16 protein-coding genes are annotated in these 17,092 nt (G+C 39.5%); 1 reads left to right on the forward strand and 15 read right to left on the reverse strand.

Annotated features, from left to right (window positions below; translation table 11 throughout):
* Positions 1–39: 39 nt before the first annotated feature.
* From ACZ449_RS01220 to ACZ449_RS01230, 3 genes are read right to left on the reverse strand one after another with little or no spacing between them, the layout of a single operon-like run.
* Positions 40–2,916: a M23 family metallopeptidase gene (locus ACZ449_RS01220; RefSeq protein WP_464256688.1), complete on the reverse strand. Its 2,877-nt coding sequence runs from the start codon at positions 2,914–2,916 to the stop codon at positions 40–42.
* 14 nt (positions 2,917–2,930) lie between these two features.
* Positions 2,931–3,224, reverse strand: a complete 294-nt coding sequence (locus ACZ449_RS01225) for a hypothetical protein (protein ID WP_464256689.1) — start codon at positions 3,222–3,224, stop codon at positions 2,931–2,933.
* Between the two features lie 6 nt (positions 3,225–3,230).
* On the reverse strand, positions 3,231–3,509 hold the full coding sequence (locus ACZ449_RS01230) for a hypothetical protein (RefSeq protein ID WP_464256690.1): 279 nt from the start codon (positions 3,507–3,509) through the stop codon (positions 3,231–3,233).
* Between the two features lie 585 nt (positions 3,510–4,094).
* Between ACZ449_RS01230 and ACZ449_RS01235 the strand changes: the two genes are divergently transcribed.
* Complete coding sequence (locus tag ACZ449_RS01235; protein ID WP_464256691.1) at positions 4,095–5,291, forward strand: RepB family plasmid replication initiator protein; 1,197 nt, start codon at positions 4,095–4,097, stop codon at positions 5,289–5,291.
* Between the two features lie 31 nt (positions 5,292–5,322).
* On the opposite strand, the gene ACZ449_RS01240 is transcribed toward ACZ449_RS01235, so the two are convergent.
* The 12 genes from ACZ449_RS01240 to ACZ449_RS01295 form a co-directional block, all read right to left on the reverse strand.
* On the reverse strand, positions 5,323–8,379 hold the full coding sequence (locus ACZ449_RS01240; protein WP_464256692.1) for a helicase-related protein: 3,057 nt from the start codon (positions 8,377–8,379) through the stop codon (positions 5,323–5,325).
* A gap of 18 nt (positions 8,380–8,397) precedes the next feature.
* A complete protein-coding gene (locus ACZ449_RS01245; protein WP_464256693.1) occupies positions 8,398–9,771 on the reverse strand; it encodes a DUF6094 domain-containing protein in 1,374 nt (457 codons plus the stop codon).
* Positions 9,689–9,997, reverse strand: coding sequence for a hypothetical protein (locus tag ACZ449_RS01250; protein WP_464256694.1), 309 nt, complete (start codon positions 9,995–9,997; stop codon positions 9,689–9,691). The genes ACZ449_RS01245 and ACZ449_RS01250 overlap by 83 nt, the downstream gene beginning before the upstream one ends.
* A complete protein-coding gene (locus ACZ449_RS01255) occupies positions 9,981–10,502 on the reverse strand; it encodes a hypothetical protein (protein WP_464256695.1) in 522 nt (173 codons plus the stop codon). Before ACZ449_RS01255 ends, ACZ449_RS01250 begins: the two co-directional genes overlap by 17 nt.
* Before the next feature lie 34 nt (positions 10,503–10,536).
* Positions 10,537–11,175, reverse strand: coding sequence for a hypothetical protein (locus tag ACZ449_RS01260; protein ID WP_464256696.1), 639 nt, complete (start codon positions 11,173–11,175; stop codon positions 10,537–10,539).
* Positions 11,168–11,380 (reverse strand): hypothetical protein, encoded by a 213-nt coding sequence (locus ACZ449_RS01265; RefSeq protein WP_464256697.1) that lies wholly within the window; start codon positions 11,378–11,380, stop codon positions 11,168–11,170. The genes ACZ449_RS01260 and ACZ449_RS01265 overlap by 8 nt, the downstream gene beginning before the upstream one ends.
* 10 nt (positions 11,381–11,390) lie before the next feature.
* The gene (locus ACZ449_RS01270) at positions 11,391–12,407 is read right to left on the reverse strand and encodes an RNA ligase family protein (protein ID WP_464256698.1); all 1,017 of its coding nucleotides are present in this window, start codon (positions 12,405–12,407) and stop codon (positions 11,391–11,393) included.
* Positions 12,407–12,547, reverse strand: a complete 141-nt coding sequence (locus tag ACZ449_RS01275) for a hypothetical protein (protein WP_464256699.1) — start codon at positions 12,545–12,547, stop codon at positions 12,407–12,409. The genes ACZ449_RS01270 and ACZ449_RS01275 overlap by 1 nt, the downstream gene beginning before the upstream one ends.
* 11 nt (positions 12,548–12,558) lie before the next feature.
* Entirely contained in the window at positions 12,559–15,642 is a 3,084-nt protein-coding gene (gene dnaE / locus ACZ449_RS01280; RefSeq protein ID WP_464256700.1) for a DNA polymerase III subunit alpha, read from the reverse strand.
* 271 nt (positions 15,643–15,913) lie between these two features.
* The gene (locus ACZ449_RS01285) at positions 15,914–16,357 is read right to left on the reverse strand and encodes a hypothetical protein (RefSeq protein WP_464256701.1); all 444 of its coding nucleotides are present in this window, start codon (positions 16,355–16,357) and stop codon (positions 15,914–15,916) included.
* Positions 16,358–16,378: 21 nt separating this feature from the next.
* Positions 16,379–16,810, reverse strand: a complete 432-nt coding sequence (locus ACZ449_RS01290) for a DUF3846 domain-containing protein (RefSeq protein WP_464256702.1) — start codon at positions 16,808–16,810, stop codon at positions 16,379–16,381.
* Positions 16,758–17,078, reverse strand: coding sequence for a hypothetical protein (locus tag ACZ449_RS01295; protein ID WP_464256703.1), 321 nt, complete (start codon positions 17,076–17,078; stop codon positions 16,758–16,760). Before ACZ449_RS01295 ends, ACZ449_RS01290 begins: the two co-directional genes overlap by 53 nt.
* Positions 17,079–17,092: the final 14 nt, after the last annotated feature.

The following is a 17,092-nucleotide window of genomic DNA, read 5'->3' on the forward strand; positions in this document are numbered from 1 at the left end:
ATTGTACATATTACGGGGTTAACATGCCTATATTAACAATTATCTTTCAGACAAAGGTGCCCCTCCGTCTCCTAATTTATCTTCAAGCAGTGGCCAAAACATCATTGGATCTAGGGTTTCCTTTTGATAAATATCTCCTTGCCCTATTTCCACATGCAGATGATAACAACCTGGACTTCCCGTACATCCAACTCCTGCTATTACATCGCCTTTTAATACGGTCTGGCCAGCACTAACTAATACCGAGCTATTGTGAAGATACCTGCTAAAATAGTTGTTCTCATGTTGGATAAGAACGCCGTTCCAATCGGCCCAGCCAGATCCGTCAACAACTACGCCATCAGCAATTGCATGAATTTCCATGCCAGCTCCTTCGTCTCCGGTTGCTAAGTCGATTCCTCGATGCATTCTTGGTTCTGTCTCGCTATCAAGTTGCCTCATGCCAAACTTAGATACATACCAGACACCTTTTAATTGCTCTTCTATAAATGGAAAAGCAAAAATATCTCCGTCAAATTTACTGCTCCTAGCTACCTTGGTTAATTCCATATACATATAGCAAACCTCTGGGAAAAAATTTAGCATATCAGGTTTTGAACTAGCTGCACCGATAGTATTCAGATTTATTTCCATTGGCTCAAAGAATTGAGTCCATAACCAGGTTTCTCGACTATCCCAGTTTAAATTGAAAGTTGTTACTACACCGGAGTCCGTAGCGTCTGGCTTAACAACCTTATCAATGCGTGGTAATTTTGGAGTAATTGTTTCATCACCAAGAAATGTTGTCGCTTCAGCTTTATATGCAGAAATTACGATCGCCGGATTTTTGATCTGCAGCGTCTCCATAACTTCTGAATACCTATTAATTACCGGTCCTGGATCAGAAACATTTTCGATAGCCATAATCGCGGCGATAATAAGTGGATCTATATCTGCATCGCCATTCATTTTAGACTTGATTTCTTTTTCCAGTCCGGCTTTCATTTTATTGACAAGCTCGTCTGTCATACCTGCGCCAGCTGCTTTACCTACATCAATTCTCGACTGTAGTACAGCATTTGAATTAGCATCCATTGCATCGGCGTTTTTCTTCATAATACTAGTATTGGCAGGTTTAGTTGTGATTGGGGTGCCAATATTTTTTTCGTCCTGGGGAAACGATGTTAACTTTTTAAGTTTGGTACCGTCGTCATTAATATTCTGACGCCAGTTGATATGTGGCTTTTGCTGCTCAACTGGAACGAGATCCCATTTCATTTTTATGCCTGCTGGCCAAGTATCTTTAAAGTCCTTTTCCAGAGCGCTACGAGTAGTAACACCAGACATATTGATTTCTGCCTTTTCTTTTTCTTCATGGTAGTTCTCTGTTCTTGTAAAGTCAACATAGTCTTTCATATCCATGTAAGCCATTTGATTATCGTCAAGCACCGATGCTAAGTTAACTCCAAGATCATTCATAATTTCATACACCTGACCTATAATTGGTTCATACCTGGTGCAGTTCATACATTGATCTAAAGACATTGACTGCCCGTCAGAGATTCGATCATCCTGCAAGCAACGAATAGCATTATACTTTTCGAAAGGAGTTTGACCACCGTAATAAACACAGTTCACGTTCATTCTAGTGCCTATTCTAAAAAGATATCGAAGCATAGTTGCCATCATGTTCTCAAGCTTAACTATACGCTTCTCAGCACGGTCTGACACGTTAATAACAGCCTTAGCTGTAGATACTGCCTCGGGGCAGCACGTAATCGTATGTACCTTTACCGTAGGCTTGTGAGTTTCCAACTCTTCTATCTTTAAATCAACCGGAAACGGATCGTTATTATTGGCTGGCTTCCCGGGATTTGATTTTTTGAATTCACTTTTGTATTTCGTCGGATCAAATATTCTCTGCCGTTCTTTTGCATTGGCCGCACCGCCAAGAATTGCATCTAAATCACCGCCACAAGCATCCTCTAGGACTTGTGTAGGGATTGAATATACTAACATGCCAGTGTCGACCATTTTTTCAGTGGCAATATTTGCTTTTTCCAATAGCCATTGAGGAATTTTGTCCGAAACAGTTACTAAGTCTGGATAGACCGGTTCACAAAAAGTCTTACCTTTTGGTAATTTAGTTATTACAGAATCGGCATGTTTACCGTGTCTTTTCATCTTGATAGAAAATCCATCGTCTGATGCTTTTCCGTTTTTACCGTCTGCTATTTTACCTCTAATAAGAAGTTTGCTAATGGCGGCTCCATCGCCTGATAATAGAATAAGAGCATCATTGCATTCGTTCGTAAAACGCTCTCGTAATCCTGGTCGTAGATCCGGACTGCCGCTGGTCCATTCATCTGTTGCTCGTACTTGATAAATAGCTTGAATCAAATCACTATCATACTTAGCATCATCAAGTACAGATATAGGTTGACTAAGAACAGTGGCTGCATCCTGAAATAGATCTGCAATATTACCTGAAGAATACTGTACCGAAGCAGACCATACCACACACTTTAATGCATCTGAATGCTTGTTTAAGTCAATACCCACCGAAGCTGCTGCCGCGCAACCTGGTTCAAAATACGCACCTAATATATACTGATATTGTGCTTCTGTAAAACCTGTTGGATCTTGTGTAGCTACTGTCTTCCATGCTGAGCTAAAGCTATCCGTACCGGGATCTCCTGCTGCACTTAAAGTAGGCCCACAAGAATACCCTTGGCTCACACAGAACTCTACGAATGATTTTGCTGAACCGGCGGTAGAAGATAATTGCCAAAGGCCATATGATACACCACCGGCATCACCCGAACCACTTGAAACACATCCAGGATCTCCATTCGATTCGTATTGGGAACTTAATATATCATACCTAGCCAATTTAGTTGCCGTGTTCGTCGTATTTGTTTTAGTTTCTTCAGCCATAGTTCAACTGCCCCCTACTTAATGTCCTTGCCGAGAATCTTCCGATCGAAAATGACCTCATTGAGATATTCGCGTTCGGCTTGTTTGAGCATATCGCTATACTCTTTCTCAGAAGTAGCGGTATTTAGCTTGGTATAATCGAACTCTTCTTCTTCTTTTTTAGTCTTGAGTTCGTGATAATAGGTGGCACTGACAATCAAACCATCGTCAGTATCTTCATAGTAAAAGTCACCATACATCAGTACCTGTTCAGACAAGCCACATTTTAAAAATTCATTGAAATTTTGTACCCTTTTTAAAACCAACATCCTGTATTACCCCTCCTGTACATAGCGTATTTCATCTGTTAGTGTGTTGAGCATATATAAATGCTTTTCTCCACGAATGTGCGTTACGATCATAAGGTTATCTGCATTCTTAACCCTTGCATGTATAGCATCGACCATCTTCGTCTGCATAAGATCTCTTCTAAGCCCAGCATTAAGGTTAGAAATGAAAAGAGAAGAAGAAATGGCGCGCTGTTTATTTCTAAGATAAGATGCAAGTATATGATGTTTGCAGGCAATGTTGTTGTGGAGAGTAATTAAGTCCATAATTAATAGCAAGGCCCCCTTTTAAATTGAACAGAATTGCTGTTAATTTATTACGCTATTTTAGGGCCTATTTACAGGATGTAAAAATACAATTTTGCCAAAATGAATATTTTTGCTCAAAACATTATCCGTGCTCAAAACATTATTCATGCTTTTCATAAATGGCTCTTTTTATTATCCATGCTTAAATATTGGTATCAAAACCTTATCCATGCTTTTTCATCTACAGATAATGGCTCAAAACCTTATTCATCCACAGTGTAAGGCTAAAACCTTATCCTTGTAGCTCAAAATCTTATCGATGCAGTAACAAAAATACGGATAAGGTTTTGATACTTATGGATAAGGTTTTAATCTTATCTGTATGAGCTAGCAATACCGCGGCTTCCAAGACTTATCCACAGCGAAATAGCCCTATATATGTATGTCTTTATGTGAAATAATAACACACAAAGAACTAAACGTTTAATCAAGAATAGGTTTTTATCATGAATAAGGTTTTGAGCAAAAACAATACTTACCAAGCAGGAAAAAGAAACTTTTGACAGAAATTGATGTCATACAGTGATGAATGGAGGCTACTAAATGCTACGCAAGGTGGTAAATGAGAACACTCGTGTCCCTTATTCTAATGAAATATCACTTGGAGCTTTGCCTCTTGATAAAGCTGAAGGATTGGCTACGCACACCATGTTGGCGTATTTCGACCCTAGATTTCCAAAAGAAGAAATACCGGTAGACATTCGGAGTATCGCTAAACTCACGAATAGGAAATTGAGCAACGTAAAACGCCAGTGTGCCGCCGCCGCTGTGACGCTACCTGGAAAGGTTTTTTACAAGCTTGATCCGACTAAAAAGAAACGACCTGGAGACTTATTTTCCTTCGATGGCATTCCAGTATTTCAGAAGATTTCTTTCGTGGAAGAATCAAATCTTCTTTTAGGTATTTTTAACGAAGAATTTATCCCATACTTGATTGCGAACCCTGAAACACCTATCTATCGACTCACTATGTTGTATGATTTTAGATCGAAATACACATCAAGAGTTCTTGCAAAGGTTATACGAGCCTGGCTAGATAATAAAAAGCAGAATCCTGTATTTATCGCCAAGGAAGAAATGATGTTTTCTGTGCTTGGCGGCAAAAAAGAAAAAGGTGAAAACTCCTCGCTCTTTAGTGTTGGAGCTTTTAATCAAAATGCACTAGTGCCGTCTAGGCGCGACATCAATAATCACAGTAAGTGCCCTGTCGAAGTTGAATATGAAGAGGTCGAAGATAAAACTGGACATGGCGGCAATTACGCTACTCTCGGCTGGAACTGGACGGTTGAAGAGAAGCCAGGTCAGTCGATCGAAGTTTTTATGGATAAGATAGACATGACAGATGATCTAATTCATCGTGGATTCCCACGCAGTTTAGCTCAAAAGGTTATTCATGAAAAATCATGGAATATAATACGCAGAAACATTGCTTACTTTGATTCACATGTAAAGACAAAAGATAAAAAACCGGAACAGTTAGGTAAAATTCTTTATAAATTTATCTTCGACGATGAAGAAAAGAAAAACCGTAACGAAAAACAAGCCGCATTTGTCCCGGTTACCACTTCTCCTACTGTTATGAGTTCTTTATTTGCCGAAGAAGAACCTATTACTGCTGCCGAACTGGAATCTGATTTTATTAAAGAGCTTAGAAGTTCAAGCCCGCACACTAGCAATATTATGAACCAAATAGAAGAACGAGTAATTAATAAAAAAGAAGCAAGAGTCATCCTTGAATAGAAAGAATGACTCTTTTTATTATCCATGCTTTTTAATATAGATTTGCAACCTTTGAAGGAAATCGAAATAACTCTCTTACTAAAAGTTGCGTAGCTGTTGTTTCTGCTTTTTTCTTACTCTTTTTACCCTTTCCATGCTGCACAAAAATAGAATAAGGTTTAAGATCATGGCGAACTGATATGCGAGTAATAGCTGCAGTATCAATATTCTCAGTACGGTTACTGCTTACAGAAGTTTTCTGGAATACTTGAATGTCGACAGAGTTACGAATACCTTCGACTACACTGTTGGCAATTTGAGTAAGCAGATCTTCGTTGTTACTCATTGCATTGAGTCCTTCTTCAGAGAACTTACCTTCGATGCTCATGGCCGCTTGAAGTTTTGTGGCCATTAAGCTTAAACATTGTTCCTGAACAGTACCTTGATAATACAGGAAATATACCTCGATATCATGAGTCTGGCTGAGTCTCCAACTTCTACGGCTAGCCTGGCGCATCGTAGGTAGATTGTAGCCCACTTGATAATAAATTATTGTAGTAAAGTCTAACAAATCCAGACCAGTCTCAACGAGCGCAGGATTACAGATGAGTGCATCAATACCTTCCGCTACTTTTTCCTTGATCCAAGCTTCGCGATCCCGCGATTTAACGTGAGAAGTGAGAATTGCTGTGCTAAAACCTTCTGCTGTAAGCATAGCAGACAAACGGGCTCCCAAGTTAGTACGGTTCGTCCAGTGATAATACACTAGGACTTTTTCACCAGCTGCCACTTTAGCGCGAACCAAGTCCATGAAGCGTGCTTCTTTGGCTCGTGGTTCTTCGCTTAACTCATCGGGAGTAGCAATAACTTCTCCAGTATCCGGATGGATAATAGGAGGCTGCCTATAAGGTTGATCAGGATACACGGATAAGCTTTGGAGCATTTGTGACATAGTCTTCATACCGCCACGTCCCCTACGGCCGCCAAATGAATTGCGTACATCTCTTTCAAGATTATCGTAAGCAGTTTTGAGTTCGAGATCCATTTCAATAGGTACAGGGATTTCTGTATAACTAGGTAATCCATCAGAGATATCTGCTAGCCCTATAAAAGCAGCATTTTCAAGCAAGAACTTAGTGAATACCAATGGGCTTATTCCGGGCAACGCCTTTACTTTACTAGTACCGCTACGACTTCCTTGTTGGCCATTATTCCATTCAAAACGAGATGTTTTCTTAGTTACACCGAAGTCCCTAGAAAATTGTTCTTCGTCGTTGAAATCATAACCTTCCTTCTTCATGGTATGAGCGAAGGTACGAAACAGAATATGAAATATGCCAGATGCATATCCATTCACAAGAGTACCAGTCAGGCAAATAGATTTCTTAGCTGCTTGTACTAGATCACCAAAAGCTTCGCCTTGAGCCGAGTCACCAGATTTATACAAATGGAGCTCGTCGGCCAAAAGGTAATCAATTTTATGCCGGAAATATTTGCGAATATATTTTGCGATAGGATACTTACGAGGAGCATGTTGAACAACCTTGCCTGTATCCATGGAATCGCTAATAGCCACCATTAATTTAGTATCTTCTTTAGAAAGATCGTTGGTGTCGGCAAGTCTATTAAAAATATTGCCGATGTGTTGATTTTCAATCCAACCGCTTTCACCAAATTTCGTCCAGGTAGCATTTTCGTCTTTGATAACCGGTGCCCATAGTTTAGCGCCACACTTTACTTCTTCGTATTCTCTGGTCTTTTTATTCCATTTCTTCACTTGATTGCCACACACGAGATTGTGAGCGTACTCTTGCGTGAAATCACGTTCAGTTAGAAATTGCATTATTGCAGTACGGCGACGGCCGCTGCCAACGTGAACAATTTTAAATACTGGTTGGCCGCATTCAGGGCATACATAACAAGGTCGACGGCGTTCGCCTGTGCCTCTGGACCATTTAACAGCAGGCCGCATTTCATAACCAAATTTAGCCGTTTCTTTACTTAATATTAACCAGAGATGTTTCTTGCGGCTACGGTCCGTAATTCGGCTTTCTAAAGCTTTAAAGGAATTAAAATCATCAACGATAACTGCTTCAGACAGCGGAGCAAGACGTAAGATTTCACTCTTCCACTTTTCAACTAGGTGTCCCGGGCATAATATGAGGTTTGTGGTGGCTGTCTTCTTCGCATTAGTCATTACAGTACCAATACCCATTCCCGTTTTACCTGAACCCATTTCCCCAATTATGTAAACCACGCCATTTTTATCTAGATTATTTGAAGCTGCTTGGATAGTGGACTTCTGCGCTTCATACAATACCAAGTTGCCACGCAAGGAAGTATAATCAGCAAAATTCTGTAATGCTTCACTGTAATTATCTTGTCCAGGAATAAACTTAGGTACGAAGCTTTGTTGGATCTTGCCAGCAAGAGTTTCAGCGAAAGTATTCAGGTAACTATCGAGACCGGTTATCTCGATAATTTCTTCAGATGATTGCTCGCATCCGTTGATAGTAATTTCTCGCTCATCTAGTCCTTTAGAGATTAATCCCGACAAGAATCTAAACTGAAATGCTATGCGAAAAACTCTCATGTTAACTTCGTCTGGCTTAATAACTGTAACTTCAACAAGACAGTTGTTAGCTATTAAGTTACGTACTATATATGGCATCCATTCACGCAATACTGGCGCTGAAACATGAGCATAAATTTTATCATAGATATTATTGAGGAGCTCTTCGGGATAAATATCTATGATATTGTCGAATTTATAATCGGCAGGTAACTCAGTGAAAATATAAGCGAGAATTTGCTCATTCCCTTGATCATCGGTATACACATTGTCTTTTCGATAAATAATGGCGTGCGAAAAATCAGAATCGGCTTGTTTCGAATTGATGATTTCATAAGCCTTTGGTACACTTGTAAAATATCGACTTCCAATACTGACTTGATTACGATGGTTAATGTCCTTTGTGATCACTTTAATAACACTTGAATATCCAAGTAGCGACAAAAAGACAATTTCATGTTTATTGATATCGTAAGAAACAATGTTTCCACTTACGTAGGAGCTATTGCCTACATTTACATTGGTTAAACCAGCCATGGTTATCCCTCCAGATCTTTATGCTAATATTTTATGTGTTCCGTCTGGTAGAAACACGTTGATTTCGACACGATTAGAAGTCGTTTCAACAACCTCTATTTGATTGTTCTCCATATCGATGTCGCTATCGTTATCTATTTTCTTTACGACACGACCTTTAACGACATGGAAATGTCCATTTCCTTCATCGACCACTCCGTCCAGACAGCCGGAGCATAAAACTAAGCCCAGTTGTCCTTCATTGAAAGGCAACAATGGATTTTTTGCGTGTTCTGATAACTTCTCTACTTTTTGCGCGTTCCAAAATTGGCTCACGCAAGGAGAAGTTTCGTAGATACGCTTTATTTCATCAGGATCTAATATACTACCGCGAAATAATTTAATTTCTAAATCATTCTGGGGTAAGGTAATTTGTTCGAGTGGTTCTTCTGTTATGTCAGGAATGTTTTCGATATTAAATGCGTACCTAAGTATTTCATAAGCATCTTCATCGACTTCTTTGATAGTCTTACGGACACCGGTGACATAAACAAATCCAGATTTAGAGAAAGCTTCGCTTTGGTATTTTCGGATCTGTAAGTTAGCGAAGTTCTTCGACAATAACAAACAAATATCTTTGTAAAAACGGAAATACGGCAAAGCTAATACCATCACCCCACCAGGGCGCAAGTAATTAATAGATTTATGTATTAATTCCTTTTCTTTTTTAAGCAATATTCTTTCACCGACACGGTCCAGACTAATCTCTGGTTGCAGAATCAACACGTCAAACGCATCATTGCTTACATTAGAACCCTTTAACGAGCCCATGACGTATCGATGAAATTTCTTTTTAGTTTCATCGATACGTTTAGACGATAATCCCATTCCCCATAGTCTTGCATTATGGAAATTTGATTTAAAATTTTCCGCGTTGACTCCTTGAATGCAGCGTGGATCGATCACATTAACGACGCGATCATTATCCAAATGTATAGAACGAGCAACCTCTCTTATTACTTCCGAATCGACACCGGCTTCATTGTAGCTATGCGCGTATCGGAAGTTTTCTTTATAGGCATACGCATCAAAAGATTCGTAATCGAATTCTTGAAACGGTGCGATTATAGCATCGATAGCTTCGATAAAGATCTTCTTGTCTTGGGTTGCCTGAACTGACTTTATCATAAGCTTAAGCGTTGCTAATGAGCCAGTGAACATGTATGGTTTAGTTAGGCTAAATTCGCATTCTGACAAAGCGGTGAGCATATCCAGTGTAATGCCAAAGAAATTTGATTTAACAGTGTCAAGGTCGATGCCGTTCTCTTCGTCATCCTTTGCTTTGTCGAGCAGCTTGCGTACGCTGTTTAATCGTACTACACAGTCCCTTAGATAATGCATTGATATCAGCATTTGCCAATGCCTCCTCTATTAACTCAAGCAATTTCACATTGTCTTTGAGCGTTATAATAGCTAATTCTTCTGCTTCAGCAGCAGTCTTTTTCCAAGCGGCTGCTTGATTAATCACGTCGTTTCCGGTCCAAAAAAAACCGATCCAACCTAGTTTTATACCCTTTGCTCCTGGATAATTAGCCGTCCAGAAGCCACCCCATTTGCTAATGTCAATTATTATATTCATTTTTTATTGGCTCCTTACTATCGCGATTCCAGTGATAGCCTATGGCTTTGCTATCTCCGCCAGTACCGGCTTCGTATTCTTCTTTTGTTATAAACACAACATCTTTCGGAGACACATCCGGATCGCTGAATACGTGAGATTTTATAATTACATTACGACCAAACTCGATTTCTTTCTTGGTATATGTAGTCTCTCGCTGCATAGTATATCTACCGTAAATATGATTAACATCTTCCGGTTTCGGTCCGAAAGCTCGTGAACACCATGTATTATATACTTTGTAATAATAAGTGTATTCAAAAATAGGTTTGTCTTTCTTGGATAAGAAAAGAATTAACAGTACTCCGCCGATTATTATCAATACGGCGGAGATATAATCACATATTACTTCAGCAAAAGACATAGGTTTTGGGTTCCAACCGAAACAATACGATTCTGCTATACCGAAAACAAACCCAAAGAGAACTATAGCCATACCCCAATAAAAAAAAATTTGTCTACTCATAACTTCTCCACCTATATGCTGGTTTTCTATTTTGTCACTCACCGTCGTTATTTCCTCGGTACTTTGCTAGGGCGTCCTGAGCTATTTCATTACCTATACTGTTGCCGTATCGGTCTCCATTTCCTAACCTTGCTAATTTTTCTAAGGCCTCAACCAGCCCCCGCACCCGTTCCCTGGCCTCAGTTGGTGTAGCAGATAGCGATAATTCTCCACGCTTTATAATTTCATTGACCATTCCGCTTTGCACTTGTTGATTTGCATATTTTGCAATCTTGATCATGTCCCTCAACACATCCCGCATCACCCCATTCGCGGCTTGGAGGTTGTCTATTTTAGGCATAGTCTCAGCAATTAACTTTTCGAACTCGGGAGTAACTGTATGATGTTCTTTTAAATACTGATTAGTGGCTTCAAGCTGATTTACTCTGGTTTGCAGGTTGTCGCGCTCTAGCCGTAATTGCTCACACGAATGACGAGTAAATCCTAAAGCATCCTCTACTTCATCTATTAATTCGTCTAAGTCAGGATTCTTCGTCCCGTCTTTACTTCCATTACGCAAAATACGAAATAGATTTATCTTTGCTCTTTCCAGCTTAGCTTTAAGATCAGAGGTTATTCTTTCTTGGCTATACTTGTTGTCGTTGTACCCAAATCCATGCTCGTCACTACTCACCTATATCGTCCTCCTTTGCAAAATCAACACTAACAAGAATCCGACATGAAGCTCTATCTTTATAACGCAGTTCTTCCACTTCGTTAAATTTATCTACCATCGCTTGTGCATATTTGGTAGCACCCTTAATTGTTTTAACGGGAAAATCATATGTTTCATCGAATTCACTGCCTATATCAGTTTTGACGCTCATTGTAAATTTCATGATAAACCTCCTATGCTATGTTCTGAATACGTTCTAATAGTTGGAGAGCAAGGAAACTACCAACATTAAAGACTGATTTTTTATCATCACCCAATAACGAACATAATTCTTCGGCATATTGTGCTTCAAAATCTAAACGAGCATCGCCCATGATATGCTTGAGATACATGTCTATCTGTTGCTTACCAGTAATCGGGCCGAGTTTACTAAACGCGGATTCGATACGATTCTCATTTAAGAATCCCTTGAAGATTTCGCGTAGAGCTGTGACTTCCGGATTGATCACACGGACAATCTTTTCTAACGCAAATTCTTCAAAGCGTGGGTTCTTCTTTTTAATGAGAATATTTTTGCCGCCTTTATTTTTAAAATGCTTATTAAACGGTTTAGCTACAAATCCCTCAGCGAAAGATCTGTCGTTTTCGGAACCATCGCCTGAGATTGCCGCGTTTGAGTGAAATATTGGATTATACTCAACGGCAGCATGAATTCCTTTTACAATAGCTAAAGGCTTGGCCGCCAAAGATGAATCAATATTAAACATATCTATAAACTGATAGAATGCCGCTGGTGATAACATTTTGCCATCGACCTTAACATCCAGGAATTTTAATCGGTATGTGCCTTGCTTTATATCATACTTAATGCCGTGGCTAACCTTTCCTCCGAAGATTTCCATATAGACTGTAATCTTCTGCAACGAGAAATTAGCTGCGTGGCGAAGCTTTGCAAAATCATCTTTATGAGCATCGATTGCTGCCCATGCACCATAAAACTCTGTCTCGCGATTTACTTGAATTTCTCGGGAGCCGGCGTAATCAGGTTCATAGCAAGAATTAGCGCATACATTCGGCAGGTAAGTTACCTGAAAATTAAAACCGTGATATTTTTCTTGAAGAACCCAGTCGCATTCTAGCAACTCAGGAAATTCAGCAATAAAGATTTTGATTTGATCTGGGTTATTTAGATTCACGACACTCGGATAAGAGTCATGTAATGGATGGACTTCTTTAATTGCTTCTGGCATTAATATTTCCTCCTTGGATAATTTTCAGTTTTGAATAAGTGTATCCGGCAGCCTGGTTCGTCGACGGTTACCGTTGCGCATAAAACAGAACAAGTGCCGACATTAAATCGGCAATTGCCACAAGTTCTTTCTTCTTTCATAATTATCTCTCCTAACTAACTGATTGTAATATACACGAGCTTGAACCATCTTTCTTGGCATTAAATACATGCAAAGAATTTTTCTTAAACAGCTTCTTAAATTTCTCATAGGTACTTGAAAATACAGTACACTCAATGGTACCGTCACCGGTGCTTAATGTTAAGAACGCCATCTGATTCTGCCGGCTATCCTTATGCTTTTTGACGTTCTTAATATATGCCGTGACTTCAAATACTGATTTTTCTCTAATGTTATCCCAGCCGAATGTCTCTAGGTCATTTGCCGGGTCTGATAAGAACTGACCACCTAGCAGAGCATCTTCCAGATCTGCAAGTGCAGCATTAATACTGAACTTTTCCTTGCCGCCAGTCGATATCTCTTCTGCATGATCTTCATCTCGAATTTCCATATACCTATGATACAAACTTAAACGATCTCCGTCGCAGAATTCATCGAATAAACCTGAGAATATCCCTACGTTAACAACCTTTTTATTAAACGATTTACCAACGACACTTTCCAACACGTTCTCGAAAGAAATAAAAGGACGATTATTTAAAATTTCGGCACATGCTTTATCGCCGAAGCTTTTAATAGCAACCATACCAATACGAATACAATCGTTTTCGAGGGTAAAGTTCCATTGTGATTTATTAACATCAAGAGGGAGGAACTTAATACCGTAACGACGACAATCGTCAATGATTTCTCCGTAGATCTCTTTCATGCCACGATCATAAGCGTTACTTAACAAGTTAGCAAGATACTCTCTTGGATAATGATACTTTAAGTAAGCCGATACATAAGTCAAAATTGCATAGCTCGTTGCATGAGACGAATTGAAACTGTATTGGCCAGAGTCAAGGATAGCGCTCCATACACGCTGGGCAATGTCTGTTAGTACATTTTTATCAGAGGCATTCTTCATGAACCTAGCTTCGTACTCTTTTAGCTGCTCTATCTTTTTCTTAGCCGAAAGTTTTACTATCTTATAGCCATCTTCAAGAGAAAATCCGAAGTTAACAGCGACTTTCATTAAATCTTCCTGGTAAATTAAAATACCATTGGTGTTTTTCGTGGCCTTATAATACAGTGGATGTATCATATCGACTTCTCTCTTGCCCTCTATGATCTCCATATAGGCCTTATCCATGCCAGAGCTTATACAGGGACCCCTGACGAGCGCTAAACACGCAGCTAGCTCCTGAATGGTCGTAGGCTTCAAGCGAGGCATTCTATCTTTATAAGTTTTACTGGCTATCTGAAACAGTCCGGTAGTATGACGGCTGCCGATCAGATTCCATACCGCTTCATCTTTGTAAAGTTCGTCATTCAAATAATCGAATGAAAAGCCTACGTCGCGTTGTGTGTTTTCTATAACGGCCAAAGAAGCAAGAGACAAGAAATCGAATTTAACAGCACCACCAGACTCAGCATCAGTTAAATTTAAACTGGTAGCTAATACGCCTTCTTTATTTGATTTGATAAGTGGTGTTACATTTCTTAGATCTACTGGACTAATTATAACCCCCGCAGCATGCAGACCAGAGCCAGATGGTAGGTCTTCCAGTTTCATTGCTAATTCGAACAGCTCGGGATAATCTTTCTGCATTTCTTGTAGCTCTTCTACGAAAGCTAATGAGTCTTTGATACCCAGGTCGGTAGTCTTCTCGCCATCATCGCCATAAACGACCACGGGGATTAGCTTGGCTGCGGCATCACCGATTTCATAATCAATGCCGAGCACCCTGGCGCTATCTCTAAGAGCTCCTTTTGCTTTACGCATATGTAGTGTGCTTACAAGAGCACAGTTATTGTATCCATAATGAGATACTACATGGCTTATAACTTCATCCCTACGAGAAGCGTCGAAGTCAATATCGACATCTGGTATAGACTTGCGGTGTGGACTTAAGAAACGCTCGAATAATAAATTATATTTAATAGGGTCAGCCAAACTTATTCCTAAAACATGAGCGACCATAGCTCCCCCCACGCTTCCACGACCGGGGCCAACAGCAATACCGTTTTTTTTAGCCCAATTGATATAATCATATACTACCAGGAAGTATCCGCAGAACCCTAGATTTTTAATGACATCAAGTTCATATAACAAGCGTTCTACGTACTCAGCTGGATCTTGTACATAAGGTAACTTTTCATTTAATTTTTCAAAGCATAGACGAGTAAGAACTTCTTCTTCTGTTTCGCCTTCTTCGACGGTATATTCCGGCATACGTATTTCAGTAGATAGTTGCACAGTACAGTGCTCAGAGATAACAATAGTATTATCCAACGCTTCTTTGATAACAGATTTGGTTAACAAATCGGTGTAAGTAAACGCTTTTTCTATCGCATCTCTATTCATGAACCAATAGCAAGTATCCGGATAAATCAATGCACTGTCTTTTTCTATAGTCATTTTGCGGGCTAATGCCACATGGGCATTGTGAGCAACGTAATCTTCTTTGCTTAAGTAATGGATATCGTTGGTAACAACTAGCGGGGTATTAGTATAGGCTGCTAGTTCTACCAATGCATCATTAACAAGAATTTGTTCTTTGAATTTGCCTGGTTGTAGCTCTAAATAAAACTCATCAAAGCATTCTTTATAGCTATTAATAAGTTTAATTGCTTTTTCGGGATTATTTTCAAGAATTGCTTGAGGGATAGTACCGGCTACACAAGCCGACAAAGCAATGATTCCTTTGCTATATTGTTTAAGCATGCTTAAATCGGTTCTAGGCTTATAATAAAACCCATCGACAGCTGCGTCATTATGCAAACGAAATAAATTTTGAATACCCTCAAGATTCTTAGCAATTAACACTAGATGATTATACTCCCTAGTCTTACTGCTTTTTTCCATGCGATCGGCCGCCTCGTACATTTCAATGCCTATGATTGGTTTAATATCATTTTTACGACATTCATTATAAAAAGCATACATCGCACTGAGGCTGCCATGATCAGTCATGGTCAGACTTGTAAGGCCATATTGTTTAGCCTTTTCAACGTACTCGGAGATCTTCAGGATGGAATCCCCTAAACTTCCTGCCGCTAAGTGCGCGTGGTGTGGTTGATAGACTTCCATTTTTGAAGTCCCCTTTCTGTTGCATATTCAATTAATAATAGCTTTTGGGTATCATTGTTTCAAATGGTATATATTTTTTCTTTTTGCTCTTAACGGGTTTAGGCATTAAATCATACACTGCCTTTTCTTCTTGCGTTGCCTTCCGAGTTTTGCAAGGACCGCTGCCTTCCGTAGGACGAATAAATTCATCGGAGCAGCGGGTGAGTCTTTTATAATGCTCATTTGCGTGCGGAGGTAAAAGGATTCGTGGATTACTCATAATATCTCTCCATCATATCGCAGCAACTTCTATTGTAGCGGGAGGCAACTCAAGTAACTGTTCACCACTAACAAAATGATGGTTCGCAATTTTTAGATCAGTACGAACTCTCGGGATATATACTCGTTCGGATTGATCCTTAGCTATCTGCGACATCTGAACAAGAATGTTTTGCAAATCAAATTTAAGTTTGCTGTGCAGTTTACAATATTCTCTCAATGGGGCTGCTAATTCCATTGCATTTTTTAGTTCACGCCGATGCATCCGAATGCCTTTAATGGTTTTTGCTTTCTTGTACCCGTCACGTCCACAGAAATTATCGAATTCTAGATCATGTAAAAGGTCAGAAGTTTCTTTGTCGATTTTACCGACTTCATCAAAAAGTGCTTTATAATTTTTCTCTATCGTGGTGAGTAGTTCGACAAACTTTATAGTTGTCGCGACAGCCTCACGCATGTTAACACCTCCGATAGATTTTTAACTTCTGGTATTGAACCAATTTAAAATGGTTTCTGTTTGATCTGAAGTCAAACCAATCATTTCTTCCCCGAATCCGCAGCAAAATAAAACAGTACCGACAATTATGTCGTCACCCAGCGGAAAATTGCCAAGCTTATTCTGAAGTTTTCCTTCTTCATTACAAACCAAAAGAATGTTATCACCCATATCTACAACCTGGATATATCCTTCTACGATTTGTTGCATTACTTTTAACGACAAATCTTCAACTTGGCGTATTTTAGGCCTTTTTCTTGGCTCCATTACAACTATTGTTTGAATAGTAATCACCTCCTTCATAGTCACGGGGAGTATTGTTTCCCCCGCTTTGGGCTTAAGATCCTTACGGCCCAAACCATTAACTATGGTGCATACTTCCGCCAGACATTGCAGAGCCATATACTTTTCCACAATGCATGCTACCGCCTGATTGTGCGTTTCCGCCTACATCTCCACATTGAATACTGCCACCGGCTCGTATGCTTTGTCCGACATTTCCATGCACCGTTACTGGTGCATCTGATTCAATAGATACAATGTCGCCAGTAATTTTTAATTCCACAACTCCTGTCGCATCGTTGTATACTACTTTGCCGTCAACGATAACTTTGTTTCCAACAATAGAAACATTGGAGCCACTAAAAGACATTGTTTTACCATTTATGACAATAGTAGACATTGAATTACCCCTTT

The organism is Desulfosporomusa polytropa (assembly GCF_055380075.1).

Coding starts and splice junctions, on each gene's coding strand:
- ACZ449_RS01220 (WP_464256688.1), bottom strand. CDS start 2,916: ATGGCTGAAGAAACTAAAACAAATACGACGAACACGGCAACTAAATTG.
- ACZ449_RS01225 (WP_464256689.1), bottom strand. CDS start 3,224: ATGTTGGTTTTAAAAAGGGTACAAAATTTCAATGAATTTTTAAAATGT.
- ACZ449_RS01230 (WP_464256690.1), bottom strand. CDS start 3,509: ATGGACTTAATTACTCTCCACAACAACATTGCCTGCAAACATCATATA.
- ACZ449_RS01235 (WP_464256691.1), top strand. CDS start 4,095: ATGCTACGCAAGGTGGTAAATGAGAACACTCGTGTCCCTTATTCTAAT.
- ACZ449_RS01240 (WP_464256692.1), bottom strand. CDS start 8,379: ATGGCTGGTTTAACCAATGTAAATGTAGGCAATAGCTCCTACGTAAGT.
- ACZ449_RS01245 (WP_464256693.1), bottom strand. CDS start 9,771: ATGCTGATATCAATGCATTATCTAAGGGACTGTGTAGTACGATTAAAC.
- ACZ449_RS01250 (WP_464256694.1), bottom strand. CDS start 9,997: ATGAATATAATAATTGACATTAGCAAATGGGGTGGCTTCTGGACGGCT.
- ACZ449_RS01255 (WP_464256695.1), bottom strand. CDS start 10,502: ATGAGTAGACAAATTTTTTTTTATTGGGGTATGGCTATAGTTCTCTTT.
- ACZ449_RS01265 (WP_464256697.1), bottom strand. CDS start 11,380: ATGAAATTTACAATGAGCGTCAAAACTGATATAGGCAGTGAATTCGAT.
- ACZ449_RS01270 (WP_464256698.1), bottom strand. CDS start 12,407: ATGCCAGAAGCAATTAAAGAAGTCCATCCATTACATGACTCTTATCCG.
- ACZ449_RS01275 (WP_464256699.1), bottom strand. CDS start 12,547: ATGAAAGAAGAAAGAACTTGTGGCAATTGCCGATTTAATGTCGGCACT.
- dnaE (WP_464256700.1), bottom strand. CDS start 15,642: ATGGAAGTCTATCAACCACACCACGCGCACTTAGCGGCAGGAAGTTTA.
- ACZ449_RS01285 (WP_464256701.1), bottom strand. CDS start 16,357: ATGCGTGAGGCTGTCGCGACAACTATAAAGTTTGTCGAACTACTCACC.
- ACZ449_RS01295 (WP_464256703.1), bottom strand. CDS start 17,078: ATGTCTACTATTGTCATAAATGGTAAAACAATGTCTTTTAGTGGCTCC.